Origin of the sequence: Nocardioides sp. W7, assembly GCF_022919075.1 — a bacterium.
In the GTDB taxonomy this organism is placed as follows: Bacteria; Actinomycetota; Actinomycetes; order Propionibacteriales; family Nocardioidaceae; genus Nocardioides.
Window position 1 is genome coordinate 1,677,388 of sequence record NZ_CP095078.1, and the last position, 16,063, is coordinate 1,693,450.

Annotated in this window: 14 protein-coding genes; 12 read left to right on the forward strand and 2 right to left on the reverse strand. The window is 72.4% G+C overall.

Annotation, left to right across the window (positions count from 1 at the left end):
- Positions 1 to 4: 4 nt before the first annotated feature.
- Entirely contained in the window at positions 5 to 982 is a 978-nt protein-coding gene (locus MUB56_RS07910) for a cupin domain-containing protein (RefSeq protein WP_244931356.1), read from the reverse strand.
- Between the two features lie 11 nt (positions 983 to 993).
- Positions 994 to 1,884: a fumarylacetoacetate hydrolase family protein gene (locus MUB56_RS07915; protein WP_244931357.1), complete on the reverse strand. Its 891-nt coding sequence runs from the start codon at positions 1,882 to 1,884 to the stop codon at positions 994 to 996.
- Positions 1,885 to 2,068: 184 nt separating this feature from the next.
- On the opposite strand from MUB56_RS07915, the gene MUB56_RS07920 reads away from it, so the two are divergent.
- The 12 genes from MUB56_RS07920 to MUB56_RS07975 all read left to right on the forward strand — a co-directional run bounded on the left by MUB56_RS07920 (position 2,069) and on the right by MUB56_RS07975 (position 16,063).
- Positions 2,069 to 3,655 carry a thiamine pyrophosphate-dependent enzyme gene (locus tag MUB56_RS07920; RefSeq protein WP_244931358.1) on the forward strand — a complete coding sequence of 529 codons (1,587 nt, stop codon included), beginning with the start codon at positions 2,069 to 2,071 and terminating at the stop codon, positions 3,653 to 3,655.
- Positions 3,656 to 3,724: 69 nt separating this feature from the next.
- Positions 3,725 to 4,903, forward strand: a complete 1,179-nt coding sequence (locus MUB56_RS07925) for an acyl-CoA dehydrogenase family protein (protein WP_244931359.1) — start codon at positions 3,725 to 3,727, stop codon at positions 4,901 to 4,903.
- 5 nt (positions 4,904 to 4,908) lie between these two features.
- The gene (locus MUB56_RS07930; protein WP_244931360.1) at positions 4,909 to 6,378 is read left to right on the forward strand and encodes an MmgE/PrpD family protein; all 1,470 of its coding nucleotides are present in this window, start codon (positions 4,909 to 4,911) and stop codon (positions 6,376 to 6,378) included.
- Entirely contained in the window at positions 6,375 to 7,523 is a 1,149-nt protein-coding gene (locus tag MUB56_RS07935) for a citramalate synthase (protein ID WP_244931361.1), read from the forward strand. Before MUB56_RS07930 ends, MUB56_RS07935 begins: the two co-directional genes overlap by 4 nt.
- Before the next feature lie 68 nt (positions 7,524 to 7,591).
- Positions 7,592 to 8,812 carry a CoA transferase gene (locus tag MUB56_RS07940; protein WP_244931362.1) on the forward strand — a complete coding sequence of 407 codons (1,221 nt, stop codon included), beginning with the start codon at positions 7,592 to 7,594 and terminating at the stop codon, positions 8,810 to 8,812.
- Positions 8,809 to 10,269 (forward strand): aldehyde dehydrogenase family protein, encoded by a 1,461-nt coding sequence (locus tag MUB56_RS07945; RefSeq protein WP_244931363.1) that lies wholly within the window; start codon positions 8,809 to 8,811, stop codon positions 10,267 to 10,269. Before MUB56_RS07940 ends, MUB56_RS07945 begins: the two co-directional genes overlap by 4 nt.
- A 32-nt stretch (positions 10,270 to 10,301) precedes the next feature.
- Positions 10,302 to 11,081, forward strand: coding sequence for an enoyl-CoA hydratase/isomerase family protein (locus MUB56_RS07950; RefSeq protein WP_244931364.1), 780 nt, complete (start codon positions 10,302 to 10,304; stop codon positions 11,079 to 11,081).
- Between the two features lie 136 nt (positions 11,082 to 11,217).
- Positions 11,218 to 11,976, forward strand: a complete 759-nt coding sequence (locus MUB56_RS07955; RefSeq protein ID WP_244931365.1) for a helix-turn-helix domain-containing protein — start codon at positions 11,218 to 11,220, stop codon at positions 11,974 to 11,976.
- A 3-nt stretch (positions 11,977 to 11,979) separates the two neighbouring features.
- Positions 11,980 to 12,702 carry an IclR family transcriptional regulator gene (locus tag MUB56_RS07960; RefSeq protein ID WP_244931366.1) on the forward strand — a complete coding sequence of 241 codons (723 nt, stop codon included), beginning with the start codon at positions 11,980 to 11,982 and terminating at the stop codon, positions 12,700 to 12,702.
- A 124-nt stretch (positions 12,703 to 12,826) separates the two neighbouring features.
- Positions 12,827 to 13,678 (forward strand): alpha/beta hydrolase, encoded by an 852-nt coding sequence (locus MUB56_RS07965; RefSeq protein WP_244931367.1) that lies wholly within the window; start codon positions 12,827 to 12,829, stop codon positions 13,676 to 13,678.
- A gap of 20 nt (positions 13,679 to 13,698) precedes the next feature.
- Complete coding sequence (locus MUB56_RS07970) at positions 13,699 to 14,871, forward strand: acyl-CoA dehydrogenase family protein (protein ID WP_244931368.1); 1,173 nt, start codon at positions 13,699 to 13,701, stop codon at positions 14,869 to 14,871.
- A gap of 205 nt (positions 14,872 to 15,076) precedes the next feature.
- Positions 15,077 to 16,063, forward strand: a complete 987-nt coding sequence (locus tag MUB56_RS07975; RefSeq protein ID WP_244931369.1) for an ABC transporter substrate-binding protein — start codon at positions 15,077 to 15,079, stop codon at positions 16,061 to 16,063.

The following is a 16,063-nucleotide window of genomic DNA, read 5'->3' on the forward strand; positions in this document are numbered from 1 at the left end:
GGACTCAGAGAGCCGCGGTGCGGAGCAGGCCGAGGGCCCGGAGGACGACTTCGTCGCTGCAGCGCACCAGGTGGGCGTCGGCCTCGGCGGTGAAGGAGTACGGGCGCCACGAGGGGACGGCGATGACGTCGCCGCGCTCCCAGGTGATGACCTCGCCGTCGATGTCGAGCGAGCCGGAGCCCTCGACGACGGTGAAGATCGAGTTCGCCGTGGTCTGGTGGACCTGCGAGGTGAAGCCGGCGTCGAGGCGCAGGACGTGGATCGAGATCGTGGGCATGGCGGGCTCGCCCAGCTCGATCACCTTGGAGGCCAGGCCGTCGGCCGGCGCCTCGGCGGCGTCCAGGCGGGACACCGAGTCCTCCCAGCGGAAGGCCAGCGGCGAGGAGTCGACGTCGACCGGGTCGGCCTCGAGCCGGTCCGGGTGCTGCTTGAAGAACATCGGCTCGAGCAGGTGGATCAGGGGTACGTCGAGGATGTCGACCCAGTAGCAGTCGTCACCGTCCGCGTCGGACTCGTGCGAGTGGCTGTGCCAGAACGTCGACGGGGTGAGCAGCACGTCGCCGGGGCGCATCTCCACGCGGTGACCGTTGACGACGGTGTAGGTGCCCGTGCCGTCGAGGATGATCCGCAGCGCGGCCGGGGTGTGCCGGTGGCAGTCGGCGGTCTCGCCCGGGCGGATCAGCTGGTACGCCGCCACCAGGGTGCGGACGGTGGCGTACTCGTTGCCCTCGACGGGGTTGCGCATGGTGACGTTGCGGCGGTCGGCCATCGAGTGGTCGACCAGCCGGCCGGCGGCGTCGAGGACGGACTGGATGTCGTCGTACTTCCAGCGGTACGGCACGAGGTTCTTGCGCGGCTCGGGCCACAGCGCCGGGAAGCGCCGGTGCCAGCCGCCCTCCATGCTGAGGTCGTCGAAGATGCCGTAGAGCTGCTCGAGGCTCTCGATGGCCTCGGAGCCGGGGACGGTGATGTCGGTGGTCATCGGGAGCTCCTTCAGCGCTGCTTGATGATGTCGGGGGTGTAGGCGTTCGCGAACACCTCGGTGTTGCCGCGGGTGCCCTGGCGGACCGGGACGCTCATCTCGCCGAGCTGGTCGATGGCGATCCGGATGACGTCGCCGTCGACGACGGGCCCGACGCCCGCCGGGGTGCCGGTCGCGATGATGTCGCCGGGGTGCAGCGTCATCACGGTCGAGGCCATCGCGACCATGCCCGGGATGTCGAGGACCAGGTCGCGGGTGTTGGCGTGCTGGCGCAGCTCGTCGCCGACCCAGAGCCTCATCTCGAGCTGGGTCGGGTCGTCGACCTCGTCGGCGGTGGTGATCCAGGGACCGACCGGGCAGAAGGTGTCGTAGGCCTTGCGGAAGACCCGCTCCTCGCGGCCGCGCACCACCATGTCGAGCAGGCAGGCGTAGCCGAAGACGTGCTCGGCCCAGTTCTCCCGGGCGATGTCGCGCCCGCCCTTGCCGATGACGATGGCCAGCTCGGACTCGTGGTGCACCTCGCGGTTGGGCAGAGCGGGGAGCTCGACGGCGTCCTCGGGGCCCGACAGCGACGACGGCGGCTTGAGGAAGAAGCCCTGGACGTCGGCGCGGTAGCCGGCCTGCATCTCGCGGCCGTGGTCGTGGTAGTTCACCGGGTAGGCGATGACCTTGTTCGGCCACGGCACCGGGGTGAGCAGCCGGGCCTCGGCGAGCGGGATCCGGGCACCGGTCGCGACCGCGGCCTCGATGGCCTCCCGGCGCTGGTCGAAGTCGGCGATGAGCCGGTTGGGGCCCACCGGGGGCCACTCCGCGGGGTCGACGCCGGCGGCGTCCGTGACGTCGACGAGGTCGTCGCCGACGACGACGCCGACCTGACCGTTGCCGAACCGAGCGATCTTCATCCGGGTGCTCTCCTCTACGTTCCGCTGCTGCTGCAACCGGACGCTAGGCCCGGCGCGAGGCACCCGGAAGGCGTGTTCCGTTGGATGCGACGACGCATTCACCCGGCCCCTCGACGGGCCGAAACTCGGGGTGTCACCAGGTGCAGATCGACCCTGCCCACCCCGCACGACGAGGAGTTCCCCAGTGCCCACCACCGTCCGCGACGCCGTCTTCGAGGTGCTCAGGAACCACGGCGTGGACCGGATCTTCGCCAACCCGGGCTCGACCGAGGTCGACCTGCTCACCGACCTCCCCGAGGAACTGGAGTTCGTGCTGGCCCTGCACGAGGGCTCGGTGCTCGGCATGGCCACCGGCCACGCCATCGCGGCCGACAAGCCGGCGCTCGCCCTGCTGCACACCACCGCCGGCTACGGCAACGCGGTCGGGGGCCTGGCCACGGCGCAGGCCAACCGCGCCCCGGTGGTGCTGCTCGTCGGCCAGCAGGACCGCCGGCACCTGGCGGCCGCCCCGTTCCTGGCCGGCGATCTCGACGGCCTCGCCGGCAGCTACCCGGTCAGCGTCGAGCAGCCCGCCCGGCCCGGCGACGTGCCCGGCTGCATCGCCCGCGCCCTTCACGCGGCCACGGTCCACCGCGGCCCCGCCGTCGTGATCATCCCGATGAGCGACTGGAGCGAGCCCGCCGACGAGGTGCGGGCGCCGGCCGCGCGCAGCCTGGTCGTCGGCACCGCTGCCGACCCCGACGCCGTGGCGGTCCTGGCGACCGCCCTGCGCGACGCCGAGCGCCCCGCCCTGGTCCTCGGCTCGCTCGCCGACGACCCGGACACCTGGGCCGCGGTGGCCGAGCTCGCCACCGCCCTGGACGCACCGGTCTGGCAGGCGGCGTACTCCTACCGGATGGGCTTCGACCAGACCTCGCCGCTCTTCGCCGGCCACCTCCCGCCCGCCCGGGCCGGCCTGCGCAAGGCGCTCGGCGGCCACGACGTCGTCCTGGTCCTCGGCACCCACGCGTTCCGCCAGTACCTCCACGACACGGGCGAGTTCGTGCCCGCGACCACCCGGGTCCTGGTCGTCACCGACGACGCCGACGAGGCGATCCGCAGCGACGCCGAGCTGGCCGTCATCGCGCCGGTCGCCGCCGTCGCGGCGTGCCTGGCCCAGGACGTTCCGGTCCGGGCGAGCAGCCCGCGCGAGCCGCGCCCCGTGCCGGCCCCGATCGTCGCCGAGCCCGGTTCCGCCATCGACCCCGGGCACGTGTTCGCTGCGCTCGCCGAGCGGCTCCCCGCGGAGTCGACGTACTTCGAGGAGAGCCCCTCGACCCGCCGCCAGCTGCTCGCGCAGCTGCCGGTCCGGGCGCCGTTCGGCTTCCTGACCGCCGGGATGGGCGGTCTCGGCTTCGCCGTTCCCGGGGCGGTCGGCGTGAAGCTGGCCCGGCCGGAGCGACCGGTGGTCGCGATCGTCGGCGACGGCGCCTCGCTCTACAACGTCCAGGCCCTCTGGAGCGCCCAGAAGTACGGCGTGGGCGTGCTGTTCATCGTGATGTCCAACGGCGGCTACGCGGTGATGGACCGGCTCGCCCACAACGCCGGTGCCCAGCCGCCGTGGCCCGGCTTCGGTGAGATCAGCCTGGCCACCCTCGCCGCGGGCTTCGGCTGCCCCGCCCGCCGCATCGAGACCGTCGGCGAGCTGCTCGCGGTCCTCGACGAGGTCGTGCCCGGGCTCGGTGAGCGCACCGAGCCGCTGGTGCTCGACATCGCCGTCACCACCAACTGAAACCGCGGCCCCCGCCGCAACCCCACCGCCCGGGCACAGCCGGGCGCCCGACCTGAGAGAGGTTCCGTCATGGCACAAGACTGGCTCGCCGAGGATCTGCCCGAAGACCGCGAGGAGCTCCGCGACGTGGTCTCGGACATCCTCGCCAAGTACGACCGCGAGTACTGGATCAAGGTCGACGAGTCGGGGGAGTACCCGCAGGACTTCGTCGACGAGCTGCAGGCCGGCGGTTGGCTGTCCATGCTCATCCCCACCGAGTACGGCGGCGGCGGCGCGACGATCCCGGACGCCGCGGTGTTCCTCGAGACGATGAACCGCTGGGGCGCCCCGGGCACCCTGATCCACGCCCAGATGTACACGATGGGCGCGATCCTGCGGCACGGCAGCCCCGAGCAGAAGCAGAAGTGGCTGCCGCAGATCGCCGACGGACTCCGGCTGCAGTCCTTCGGCGTCACCGAGCCGGACGCCGGCACCGACACCACCCGGATCCGGACCTTCGCCCAGCGCGACGGTGACGAGTACGTCATCAACGGCGGCAAGATCTTCACCTCGCGGGCCCAGCAGTCCGACCTGCTGCTGCTGATCGCGCGGACTAAGAAGTACGAGGACGTCGAGAAGAAGACCGACGGCGTCTCGGTGTTCCTGGTCGACATGCGCGACGCACTCGCGGCCGGCACGCTCACGATCGACCCGATCAAGGTGATGAGCGGCCACCACACCAACCAGCTCACCTTCTCCGACATGCGGGTCCCGGCCGAGAACCTGATCGGCGAGGAGAACAAGGGCTTCAAGGTCACCCTCTCCGGCATGAACGCCGAGCGGATCCTCGCGGCGTCGCAGTACGTCGGGTCCGGCCTGTGGTTCATCGACCGCGCGGTCGAGTACTCCAAGGAGCGGGTCGTCTTCGGCCGCCCGATCGGCATGAACCAGGGCATCCAGTTCCCGATCGCGACCGCCTTCGCGAACCTGCGCGCGGCGAGCGCGCTGCGCTGGCAGGCGGCCGAGAAGTTCGAGGCCGGCAGCCGCTCGGGCACCGAGGCGAACATCGCCAAGCTGCTCTCCTCGAAGGCCCAGTGGGAGGCGGCCAACGCCGCGATGGACACCTTCGGCGGCTACGGCCTGGCCTCGGAGTACGGCATCGAGCAGAAGTTCCGCGCGGCCCGCGGCCCGCTGATCGCGCCGATCAGCACCAACATCATCCTGGCCGGCATCGCCCAGCGCGACCTGGGCATGCCCCGGTCCTACTGACCTGGATGACGATCACGGTGGAGAGCGAGACGGGGCAGGTGAGCGGGGCGACCGAGGTCGTGGCCCGCTTCGCCTGCACCCGCCAGGAGCCGGTCGGCCCCCCGGGGACCGACCGGCTCGCAGCGGCGACCCGGAGCCTGGTCGACACGGTCGGCGTGGCCCTGGCCGGACGGAGTACGCCGGCGGTCCGCGCCGTACGCGCCTGGGTCGGCGTCGAGCCCGCGGCCGGTGCGTCCGCTGTGTGGGGCGAGCCGGGCGGCCGGGGCGCCTCGCAGGCGGCCCTGGTCAACGGCACGGCCGGCCACGCGCTGGACTTCGACGACGCCTGCCCCTCGATGCCGCTGCACCCCAGCACGGTGCTGTGGCCGGCGCTGCTGGCGCTCAGCAACGCCGACACCGACCCGGACACCGCCCGGGAGACCGACCCCGGCCTCCTGGTCGAGGCGCTCGACGTGGGCAACGCGGTGGTGCGGGCGCTCGGTGAGGCGCTGCCGATGGACGCGCACTACGGCCGCGGCTGGCACAGCACCGCGACCGTCGGCCGGCTGGGTGCGGTCGCCGCGCTCGCCCGGCTGCGCGGTCTCACCGTGGACCAGACCCGGCACGCACTCGGCGTCGTCGCGTCGATGGCGGGGGGCAGCATCGCCAACTTCGGCACCGGCACCAAGCCGTTGCACGCGGGCCTCGCGGCGCGCGACGCGGTGATCGCGGTGCGGATGGTGGAGAACGGCCTCGACGCCGCCACCGACCAGCTCGAGCACCGACTCGGCTTCCTGGCCCTCTTCGGCGAGCCGACCCCCCTGGCGGTCGGCCGGCTCGAGGAGCGGCTCCGGCACTGGGAGCGGCACTGGACCGAGGACTGGTCGCTCAAGCGCTTCCCGTCCTGCTACGGAACCCATCGGGCCGTCGACGCGGTCCTCGAGCTGCGGTCCGAGATCGCGGCCGCGATCGAGTGCGTCGACGTGCAGGTGCACCCCGGCTCGCTGCGACCGCTCATCGACCACCTGCCGGCCACCGGCACGGAGGCGAAGTTCAGCCTGCCGTTCACGGTTGCGCGGGCGCTGCTCACGGGCGGGCTCGTCGTCGGCGACTTCACCGACGCCGCGCTCGCCGACCCTGCGCTGGAGGTGCTGATGCCGCTGGTCCACGTCACCGCGGCCGACACGCCCCCCGGCCGCGCCGACCTGAGCGGTACGCCGTACGCCCACGTGTGCGTGCGGCTGGTCGACGGCACCCAGCATGAGCGCCTGGTGCTCCTCACCCGCGGCGACAGCCGCAACCCGCTCACCGATGCCGAGGCCGACCAGAAGTTCCTCGGCGCCATCGCCGCGGTCGGCTGGCCGGAGCCGGACGGCCGGGCGCTGCTGGAGCAGGTCCGGGTCGCCCTGACCGGACCCGGCGCGCTGGCTCAGGCGCTGACCGCGCTGGCCGCGGACCCGCCCACCATCCCCGATCGAGCAGGAGAGCGACCGTGACCGGCAACCACCCTCAGGTCGAGATCTTCGAGGAGGGGATGCGCGAGGGCATGCAGATCGAGAGCGCCGACATCCCCGTCGAGGCCAAGATCCGGCTGCTCGACGCGCTGTCCGCCACCGGGCTGCGCAACATCGTCGTCGGCTCGTTCGTCAGCCCGAGGTGGGTGCCGCAGATGGCCCGGGTCGAGGAGGTCATCGCCGGGTTCACCCCCGTCGAGGGCGTCTCCTACTCCGCGCTCGCGCTCAACGCCAAGGGCGCCGAGCGCCGCGCCGAGCACACCCCGCCGCTGTCGCCGCCCCCCCACGTCCAGCGCACCACCGTCCACCTGTGCGACGTCTTCGTGCAGCGCAACACCGCCAAGTCCCAGCGCGACGAGATCGCCGCGCTCGAGGGCACGATCACCCGCGCGGTCGAGCGGGGGATCACCGACGCCGTGGTCGCGATCAACGCCGCCTGGGGCTCGAACTGGGTCGGTCCGTTCACCCTGGAGCAGCGCCTCGCGGTCCTCGACCTCCAGTTCGCCGCCTGGCGGGCCGCCGACATCGAGCCGCGGACCATCTGGATCGGCGACCCGATGAGCTGGAACACCCCGCGTGCCGTCGAGGAGACGATCCGGGCCTGCGTCGAGCGGTTCCCCGCGGTCACGACGTACCACCTGCACCTGCACAACGGCCGCGGCAGCGCGCTGACCTCGGCGTACGTCGCCCTGCGCGCGCTCGGCGCCGACCACACCCTGGCGCTGGACACCTCCATCGGCGGCATGGGCGGTTGCCCCTACTGCGGCAACGGTCGCGCCACCAAGATGATCCCGACCGAGGACCTCGTCGACCTCCTGCACGAGGAGGGCATCGAGACCGGCATCGACCTGGCGAGGCTGATCGAGGCGGCCCACGTCGCCGAGGAGGTCGTTGGCCACGAGCTGTACGGCCACGTCAGCAAGGTCGGCCCGCGCCCCCGCGGCGCGGACCTCTACGCGATGGACATGCCGTTCGTCGAGACCATCGCCGAGGCCCAGCACTTCCGCCTCGGACCCGACACGTACGCCGGCTGCCTCTCGCCGTACAAGCAGCCGATCACCTCGCCCGCCCGCGCGGCCGCGGAGGCCGGTCAGCCGGCCGTCCTGCTGCTGCCCGAGAGCGACTGAGACCCCCCAGCACCCGGCCCTCGAGGGGCCCGCCCGGCTCGCCGGGAACCACACACAGGAGGAACCCCATGGCTGAAGGCACCCGCGGCTCGCTCGCCGGGCTTCGCGTCATCGAGATCAGCACGTCGGTCGCCGGCCCCCTGGCCGGACAGATCCTCGGCGACCTCGGCGCCGAGGTGATCAAGGTCGAGCGCGTCGGCTCCGGCGACGACACCCGCCAGTGGACCCCGCCGGCGTGGGACGGCGAGTCGATCGCGTTCCTCCACCTCAACCGCAACAAGCTCAGCCTGGAGCTGGACTACAAGGACCCGCGCGGCCGGCGGGTACTGCGGGACCTGATCGCCTCCGCCGACGTCCTGGTGCAGAACCTGCGACCGGGCGCCCTGGCGAAGGTCGGGTTCTCGTGGGAGGAGCTGCAGGAGATCAACCCCCGGCTGGTCTACTGCGACATGACCGGCTTCGGGCGCACCGGACCGAAGGCCACGGAGCCGGCGTACGACCCGCTGCTGCAGGCGTACTCCGGGATCATCGACATGATGGGCACCGGTGACGGACCGCCGGCCCGCGTGCCGCTGTCGATCCTCGACAAGGGCACCGCGATGTGGGCCGCGATCGGCGTGCTCGACGCGCTGCGCACCGTGGAGCGGACCGGCAAGGGCGTGCACGTCGGGGTCTCGTTGCTGGAGACCGCCGTGACCTGGACCCACGCCAACGTGATGGGTGCCCTGGCGGGCAACGGCAAGCCGAAGAACCTCGGCTCCGGCCACGCCGGGGTGGTGCCGTACGGCGCCTTCCCGACCCGCGACGGCTGGGCCTTCATCTCCGCCGGCAACCAGGCCCTGTGGACCCGCTTCTGCACGGCCACCGGCGCCGAGGAGCTGGCGACGCGGGAGGGGTTCGGGTCGAACCCGGAGCGCTCGGCCAACCGGGAGCAGGTCGAGGCGGCCGTCTCGGAGGTGACCCGGGGCTTCGAGACCGCGGGGCTGATCACGCTGCTCAACGAGGCCGGCATCCCGTGCTCGGCGGTCAACTCGGTGCCCGACATGGTCGACGACCCGCAGGTCAAGGCGCTCGGCCTGATCGAGCCGATGGCGCACACCGAGGTGGAGAACTTCGAGGTCGTGAACCTGCCGATCACCTTCGGTGGCGAGTACCCCGAGCACCAGTGCCCGCCGCCGGTGCTGGGGGCCGACACCGATGCCGTGCTGAGCCGACTGGGCGTCAGCGCGGAGTCCATCGCCGAACTGCGCCGCGACGGCGTGGTCGCCTCGGTCGCGGACCGGCCGTGACCACCCTCCTCGACCCGGCCGCGTGGAGCGGTCGCGTATTCGACGGCACCTGGCGCGCGGTCCCCGCCACGCTGACGACGACCGAGCCGGCCACCGGGACGGCGGTCGGCACCGTCGGCGTCGCCACCCCCGACGACGTGCTGTCGTCCGTGGCCACCGCCCGGCAGACGCAGCGCGCCTGGGCGGCCGCGGGCTACCACGTGCGGGCCGGCGTCCTGCGACGTGCGGCGCAGGTCTTCAGCGAGAACGCCCCCGAGATCACCGACCTGTTCGCCCGCGAGGCCGGTGCCCCGCAGCGGGTCGCCGGCCCCCAGGCGGCGATCTCGGCCGAGGAGTGCTTCGAGGCCGCGGCCCTGGCGGCCATGCCCGCCGGTGACCTGCTGCGCTCGATGCAGCCCCGGCTCTCCATGGCCCGCCGGGTGCCGGTCGGCGTGGTCGGCGTGATCGCGCCGTTCAACTCCCCGATCCTGCTCGCCCTGCGTGCCGTGGCGCCCGCCCTGGCCCTCGGCAACGCCGTCGTGCTGAAGCCCGACCCGCGCACCGCCGTGGTCGGCGGCGTGCTGCTGGCCCGGGTCTTCGAGGCGGCCGGTCTCCCGGCCGGCCTGCTGCACGTGCTGCCCGGCGGCGTCGACGTCGGCGAGGCGATCGTGGCCCATCCCGACGTGCCCGTTCTGGCCTTCACCGGGTCCACCGGGGCCGGCAAGGCGATCGCCGCCGCGGCTGCGGCGAACCTCAAGCGCACCCACCTCGAGCTGGGCGGCAACTCGGCCTCCGTCGTGCTGGAGGACGCGGACGTCGACGCGGCCGCCGCGGCCGGCGCGTGGGGCTCCTTCCGCCACGCCGGCCAGATCTGCATGGCCACCGGCCGGCACCTGGTGCACGAGTCGATCGCCGAGCGGTACGTCGCCCGGCTCGCCGAGGTCGCCGCCGGGCTCCGGCTCGGGGACCCGGCCCGCACCGACGCCGACGTGGGGCCGATCATCGACGCCACCCAGCGCGACCGGGTGCACCGGATGGTCACCGACTCCGTCGCGGCCGGCGCCCGGCTGGTCACGGGCGGCGAGCCGGAGGGCCCGTTCTACCGGCCGACCGTGCTCGCCGGTGTCCCGGCCGACGCACCGGCGTACCGCGACGAGGTGTTCGGCCCGGTGGCCTCCGTGGTCACCTTCGCCAGCGACGACGAGGCCGTCGCGCTGGCGAGCGACACGCCGTACGGCCTGGCGCTGGGGGTGTTCACGCGCGACGTGATGCGCGGCCTGGCCCTGGCGGAACGGATCCCCGCGGGGCTGGTGCACATCAACGACCAGACCATCAACGACGAGCCGGTGGCGCCCTTCGGCGGCGTCGGCCACTCGGGGAACGGGGCCCGGCACGGCGGCCACGAGGCCAACCTAGAGGCGTTCACCGAGCTCCAGTGGGTCACCGTTCGGGGCAGCGTGCCCGACTACCCGTGGTGACCACTCCCGACCGAACCACTGAGGAGAACCCGATGACCGAGCCCGTCCTCCACGTCGAGACCCGCGGCCGGGTCCGGTGGCTGACCCTGAACCGCCCGGACCGCCGCAACGCGCTCAACCTGGAGCTCAACGAGGCGCTGGTGGATGCGGTGATGGAGGCCGACCACGACCCCGAGGTCTACGCCATCGCCATCACCGGCACCGGGAAGGCGTTCTGCTCCGGTGCCGACCTGTCCGACGCCAAGACGCGGGCGGATCGGGGCGAGGCCTGGTACGGCCCGCTGCACAACCGGTACCGCAGCCTCTTCGAGGTGATGATCGACAGCCGCAAGCCGACCCTCGCGGTCGTCAACGGCCCGGCGGTGGCCGGTGGCTTCGAGCTGGCCCTGTCGTGCGACCTGCGGGTGGTGGCCGACCACGCCTTCTTCGCGGTGCCGGAGTCGCGCCGCGGTCGCGGCGCCCACTACGCCTCGGTCGCCCTGCCCCGGATGGTGCCCCAGGGCATCGCGATGGAGTGGCTCTACAGCGGTCGCAGGATCGAGCTGGCCGAGGCCGAGCGCTGGGGCCTGGTCAACCGCACGGCGCCGGCCGAGGGGCTCGTCGAGGCCGCCGAGGAGCTCCTGGCCTCCTTCACCGACTCCGCACCGCTGTCGTTGCAGCGTCTCAAGCTGACCTACCGGCGTACCGAGTCCATGGACCCGCACGCCGCCATCCGGCTCGACATCGGCCCCGACGTCTACTCCTCGGAGGACCAGAAGGAGGGCGCTCGCTCCTTCCTGGAGAAGCGGGAGCCGCGCTGGCAGGGCCGCTGACCCACGGCGTCGGCACGGCAACACGGCTGAAACGTTTCCTCCCGCCGCCATTGCCAGCAGGTGACGGGTGACACTAGTATCGCCTCTGTCGTTCCGAATATCAGAACGGCGTTCCACAAACTGGAAGGGTGCGACGATGAGTCAGACGACGTTGGACAGGGAGACGGACAGCCGTCGGTCGGTCCTGGGCCGGGCCTTCGACATCCTCGAGTGCTTCACCGACGGTGAGCCCGAGCAGACCATCGGCTCGCTGTGCGCGAAGACCGACCTCCCGCCGGCGACCGTGCACCGGATGCTCGCCAACCTCGCCGAGTGGGGCGCCGTCGAGCGGGCCTCCCGCGGGCGCTACCGCCTCGGCATGCGGCTGTGGCGGCTGGGCTGGGGCGTCCCCGGCGCCCGCACCCTCAAGGACATCGCTCGGCCGTTCCTCGTCGACCTGCACGCCGCCTGCGGCGAGCTGACCCTGCTGGCCTCCCGCGATCGCGACCAGGTGCTGGTCACCGACATCATCGCCGGCAACGCCGAGGCCCGGCTCCAGCGACTCCCGCGCCAGCTCCCGATGGTGGGCTCGGCGCCCGGCTCGGTGTTCCTGGCCAACATCGAGCCCGACGAGGCCACCCGGCTCGTCGGCACCCGCGGCACCGTCGACTTCCAGTTCTGGCAGCGGATGGCGGAGATCCGGCGCAACGGCGTGGCCGTCTCGCGCGGCACCAAGCCCGGCTCGACCGGCTGGGTCGCCGCCCCGGTCTTCGACGGTGCCGGTGCGATCCGCTCGACGATCTGCGTCGTGGTTCCGACCGAGCGGCTCAACACCGTCGGTCTCTCGCACGCCGTGCACCGCGCGGCCCGGGCGGTCAGCCAGGGTCTCTCGGTCGCGATGCCGTCCGCGAGCTGATCCGTGTCCGTCCTCGACAAGACCGTCCAGGTCATCGACGTCCTCGGCCGGGCCTCCGGGCCGATGCGTCTGGGCGCGGTCGCCGAGCACGTCGCGATGCCCAAGTCGTCGGCACACCGGCTGCTGGCTGAGCTCGCCCAGCTCGGTCTGGTGCGCCGCGCCGGCGAGGGGGAGTACGCCCTCGGCTACCGGCTCGTGCAGTGGGGCCACCTCGCGGACCGCTCGGTGGGGCTGCGCTCGCTGGCCGAGCCGGTGATGACCGAGCTGCGCGACGACGTCCGCGAGAGCGTCCACCTCTACGTGCGCCAGGACAACCACCGGGTCTGCGTGCTGTCGGTCGAGGGCCCGCACACCCTGCGGCCCGTGGCGGTGCTCGGCAGCCCGATGCCGCTGGGCTACGGCGCCGCCGGCAAGCTGCTGCTCGCGCACGCCGACGAGCGGGTGCAGCTGGCGGTGGAGCGCGAGCTTCCGGAGCACCGCGGCCGGACGCTCCCCACCCGCGAGGAGCTCGCCGCCATCCGCGACCGCGGGGTCTCGGTGTCGATCGGTGAGATGGAGGACGGCCTCACGGCGGTGGCGACCCCCGTGCGGGCCCCCGGTGGGGGCGTCTTCGCCGCGCTCGCCGTGGCCAGCGTGACCACCCGGATGCCCGTCGAGCGGCACTCCGAGATCGTGACCCGACTGGCCGACGCGGCCGGCCGGATCAGTGTCGCCATCGGCGGCTGAGCAACCTCGAAGCGGTTGTTCCACAGGGTGCGAGAAGGGCCTGTGATCCAACCGTCCCGGGGTGAGGCTGGTCCCAGCCGCCGCGACCTGCCGTCGCGGTCAACGTCTTGAGGAAGGGGCGAGGATGCCATCCCTGTCGAAGAGCGAGACCAGCAAGTTCGTCGAGACGCCGAGCGGGCGGATCCACCTGCACGAGGCCGGTGAGGGTCACGCCGTGGTCATGCTGCACGGCAGCGGTCCGGGCGCGACCGGGTGGAGCAACTTCAACCCCAACCTGTCGCACCTCGCCGAGCGCTTCCGGGTGATCGCCCCGGACATGCCGGGCTGGGGCGAGTCGGACCCGGTCTCGTACGAGGACCGGGACCACGTCACCGCGGCGATCCAGCTGCTCGACGCCCTCGGCATCGAGAAGGCCGCCTTCGTCGGCAACTCGATGGGCGGCGCGACCTCCCTCAAGGTCGCCGGTCGGCACCCCGACCGGGTCAGCCACCTGGTGACCATGGGCTCGGGTGCCCCGGGCCCGCGGGTCTTCAGCCCCGGCGGCGGCCCGACGGAGGGCCTCAAGGTGCTGCACCGCGGCTACCGCGACCCGTCCCTGGAGAACATGCGGGCGCTGTGCCAGATCATGGCCTTCGACCAGGCGTTCGCCACCGACGAGCTCGTCCAGCAGCGCTTCGACAGCTGCGCGACGCACCCCGAGCACATCGCCAACTTCGCCGCCGGGCTCGGCCGCCCGCGGCGCGGCGAGTCCACCCTGGAGGACATCGCCTCGATCAAGGCGCCGGCCATGATCATCCACGGTCGCGACGACCGGGTCGTCCACTTCGAGGCCGGCCTGCGCCTGGTGTCGACGATCGAGAACTCGCGCCTGGTCCTGCTCAACCGCTGCGGCCACTGGGCCCAGCTCGAGCACGCGGCGGAGTTCAACCACCTCGTGCGCGACTTCATCGACAACGCAGCGCCCGCCGGGCACTGAGACCCGGGAGGGACACCACCATGAGTGAGCTGGTTGACCGCATCGAGGAGCTCTCCGAGTTCCTCGCCGACCAGGCCGAGGAGGCCGACGCCCTCGGCCACCTGCCGGACCGGACCCACAAGGCGCTGCGCGAGGCGGGCATCGTCAAGGCGCTGCAGCCGAAGGACTTCGGCGGCACCGAGACCCACCCCCGGGAGTTCTTCGAGGCCATCTTGGCCGTCGGCTCGCGCTCCGCGTCCGCAGGCTGGGTCTCCTCGGTGGTCGGCGTGCACTCCTTCGAGCTCGCGCAGGGCACCCGGGCCGTCCAGGAGGAGATCTGGGGGGAGGACCCCGACACCTGGGTCGCCTCGCCGTACGCCCCGATCGGGCGAGCCAAGCGCACCGACGGCGGCTGGATCTTCAGCGGCCGCTGGCCCTTCTCCTCCGGCACCGACCTGTGCGACTGGGTCGTGCTCGGCGGCATGCTCACCGACGACGAGGGGGCGGTGCGACCCGACGGGCTGCGCCACTTCATCCTGCCGCGCGCCGACTACACGATCCTCCAGGACTCCTGGAACGTCGTGGGCCTCAAGGGCACCGGGAGCAAGGACGTCGTGATCGACGGCGCCTTCGTGCCCGACCACCGGCTCATCGACCCCGAGGACCTCGGGTCCGGAGCCGCCGCGGCCCAGGCCGGCCGGGGCGACGTACCGCTCTACCGGATGCCGTTCCACTCCATGTTCAGCGGCGCGATCACCGCGGGCACGCTCGCCGCGGCCGAGGGCGCCCTCGCCGCCTGGGTGGCTTACACCAAGACCCGGGTCTCGGCCCGCGGGGTCACCGCCGCCACCGACCCGCGCCAGCTGCACGCGCTCGGCGAGGCGGCCTCGGACCTCCAGGCCAGCCGGATGCAGTTCCTCGCCGACATCGACCGGCTGTACGACGTCGCCGAGTCGGGCCGGCCGATCGACCTCGAGCTGCGCGCCGAGGTGCGTCGCAACCAGGTCCGGGTCTCGCGCCGGGCCGGCGACGCCGTCGACCGCCTGGTCGCCCACGCGGGCGGCTCGGCGATGCGGATGGACAACCCGATCCAGCGCTTCTGGCGCGACATGCACATCGCCCTCGGTCACGGCGCCAACGTCGCCGAGCCCGTCTACCAGGCCTCCGGGACCGTCGTCTTCGGCGGCGAGCCGCCGGCCAACGTCCGGATGTGAGCAACGTCTGAAACCAGATCTCCGGGGGCACCTGAAGAGGGAAATTGTGATTGCCCTCACTGGGCGGAATTGCGCTTCCCGGAGGTCTGGCGGACTGACAGATTCGCCAAAGTCCGAGCCCTTCCTGAGACGGACGACACTGTCTGTGGAGGTCGCTCAACGCAGGGCCAGGAACTGGCCATGACCTCTCGTGCCAAGGAGCACCATGAACACCAGCAAGCACTCGATCCGGATCCCGGCCCTCGTCGTCGCGGCAGTCGCGGCCCTCACGCTCTCCGCCTGTGGCGGAGACGACAGCTCGGCGGCCTCCGGCGGCACCGACTCGATCAAGATCGCCGTCTTCCCGAGCTTCAACGCCCTCGGCGCGCACGCCGCCGACATCGAGGGGACCTTCGAGAAGCAGGGCCTCGACGTCGAGTTCGTCACCGTGGCCACCCCGGCCGAGGCGACGCCCCAGCTGCTCGGCGGCAAGGTCGACTTCGCCCTGATGGACGTCACCACCCCGGTGATCGCCCGCAGCGAGGGTGTCCCGGTCGTCATGGTGGCTCCCGGCGCGACCGGCACCGCCCTGAACGCCGACGGCATGGGCGTCGGCAACTTCTGGGTCACCAAGGACAGCGACATCAAGTCCGTCGCGGACATCCAGGACGCCACCTTCGGCATCCCGCAGACCAAGAGCCAGATCTGGGTCGACGTCCGCACGGTGGTCGACTCCGAGGGCGGCGACTCCGGCAAGATCGAGTTCGTCGAGGTGCCCAACACGATCGCGGCCCTCAAGTCCGGCAGCGTCGACGTGGTCACGACCGCCGAGCCCGCCGGCACCGCCACCCTCGCCGACCCGGACCTCAAGCGTCTGTCGGGCTTCGTGAGCGGCGGCGAGGGCGAGGTCGCCTACACCTACGTGACGAGCGACAAGTTCGCGAAGTCCAACGCCGAGACCGTCGACAAGTTCGCGACCGCGATCCTGGACGCCAACAAGCTGCTCAACGCCGACCCGAAGCTGCCGGCCGAGATCGCCGCGACGTACGTCGACGCACCGCCGGCCCTGCTGGAGAAGGCCGTCTACCAGAAGTTCGGCGAGGAGCCGATCGACGCCGAGATCGTCGAGGCAGGGATCGCCCGCGTGCTGCGCTACGACCTGATCGCCGAGGAGGACGCCCCCGACGTGGACGACCTCCTCGCGGACGACTGA